This is a genomic window from Bradyrhizobium sp. CIR18, assembly GCF_014198295.1.
Classification (GTDB): Bacteria; Pseudomonadota; Alphaproteobacteria; order Rhizobiales; family Xanthobacteraceae; genus Bradyrhizobium.
Map to the genome: position 1 here is coordinate 1 of NZ_JACIHF010000042.1, position 1,028 is coordinate 1,028.

Here is a 1,028-nt window from a genome sequence, read left to right on the forward strand (position 1 = left end):
CTGCGCAGAATGGCGAGATTCTCGGGGGCGTGGTCACAGCGCGAGCGGTTGCCATCCTCAGCGAAATGGACGTCGAGAACCCAATGGAGCTGATTCTCGATGCCCCAATGGCTGCGGGTGACGTGGAGCAACCTCTTGGGGGAGATGTATTTGGACAGCAGATAGTACCGCACGACGGGCGTATCGGCGCGCTGGCCGCGCAGGCGCCTGCGCGAGGTGATGCGCCCCACCGCGGCGGCACCTGGAAAGCCATAGAGGCCGGCCAAACTTGTATTGCGCATGATTGTGGCGCGGCGCACTTCGCGCCGGTCGTGGGTAGAACGATCGATCTGCTCGACGACGCTGCGCTTGCCCGAGCGCGCAAATTGTTGGGTGACCGCGGTGAACAGGCGCCCACGGTTGGCCTTGATCGCCAGAACATAGTCGCCGCCGCGCTCGCGCACCGCAGCCGCAAAGGCGCGGGTACAATGCAGCGCATCGGCGGTCACGATACAGCCGTCCAGCGACAGAAGTTCCAGCACTTCCAAAGCGCCTGCGCTCTCGTTGCGGCCAGACGCCTTTTGTTGAGCCAAGGCCATGCGGGCATCCACCGCAAAGACGTTGACCAAGTGCAGCGGGGTGGCCTTTTGACCGCGTTCGTAGGCCCCACGCAGGGCCTTGCCGTCAACGGCCACCACCCCGGTAAGCTTGAGGCCGTTGGCCTTGGCAAAAGCCGCCATGAAGTGACGGAATGCGAGCTCGAAGGCTTGCGGCTTGAGCAGACGAAACACCCGGCTGAACGTATCGTGGCTCGGGATGCCATGTTCCAGGCGAAGGAAGAGCCGCAACAACTCCTCCTTCGACTGTCCGAAGTCCGCCATGTCCGAGCACGAATCCGCCCCGCACAACGTCGCCGCCAACGCGATGAACAGTACTTCCAGCAGATCATGCCGGGCATTGTCCGCGCGCGGGTCCGGCAACCGCCGAAAGGCCTTTCTGAACTTCTGCATCCGACCCCCTCCGTCTTCCGGGAGTCGTCTTCAGAATCC

At 63.3% G+C, this 1,028-nt stretch carries 1 protein-coding gene; it reads right to left on the reverse strand.

The window, feature by feature from the left end:
• Positions 1-989: ISAs1 family transposase (locus tag GGD65_RS39930; protein WP_183238761.1), on the reverse strand; the 989-nt coding region annotated here is incomplete at its 3' end.
• Between the last annotated feature and the right edge of the window lie 39 nt (positions 990-1,028).